This window comes from Bradyrhizobium sp. 87, from assembly GCF_023073015.1.
GTDB lineage: Bacteria > Pseudomonadota > Alphaproteobacteria > Rhizobiales > Xanthobacteraceae > Bradyrhizobium > Bradyrhizobium canariense_D.
Genome location: NZ_JADPIQ010000116.1, coordinates 1 through 649, shown reverse-complemented (window position 1 = coordinate 649; position 649 = coordinate 1). Strand labels below are relative to the sequence as shown.

At 67.0% G+C, this 649-nt stretch carries 1 protein-coding gene; it reads left to right on the top strand.

Annotated elements, in window-relative coordinates:
- Window position 1 precedes the first annotated feature (1 nt).
- Window positions 2-649 (top strand): caspase family protein (locus IVB50_RS29840; RefSeq protein WP_247298935.1); only part of this gene is annotated, 648 nt, incomplete at its 3' end.

Below are 649 nucleotides of genomic sequence, written 5' to 3'. Positions count from 1 at the left end.
GATGCTGGCAGCGGCGACGACCGCGCAGGCCGACAAGCGAGTGGCGCTGGTCCTTGGTGTGTCCAACTACCAGAGCGTCGCGCGGCTGGCCAATCCCGACAGCGACGCGGCCGCCATCAGCGACGTGTTCAAGCGGATGGGGTTCGATATCGTGGAGCTTCGCCGCGATCTCGGCGTCATCGAGATGCGGCGGGCGGTGCGCGATTTTGCTGCGGTTGCCGCGGATTCCGACATGGCCGTGGTCTATTACGCCGGTCACGGCATCGAGGTGAACGGCGCGAACTTCCTGATTCCGGCAGATGCCAGGCTGCAGAGCGATTTCGACGTCGAGGACGAGGCGGTCCCGCTGGACCGGATTCTCCAGGCGATAAATCCGGCGAAGCGGCTGCGGCTCGTCATCCTCGATGCCTGCCGCGACAATCCGTTTGCAGAGCGGATGACACGCAGTGTCGCCACGCGTTCGATGGGCCGCGGCCTCGCCAAGATCGAGCCCGCCACGGCGGATACGCTGATTGCGTTCGCCGCCAAGGCCGGCGCGGTCGCCGGCGACGGCGACGGTGCGCACAGCCCGTTTGCGACCGCGCTCCTCAATCATTTGGCGACACCGGGCCTCGACCTTCGCCTGACGCTTGGCCGGGTTCGCGACGAG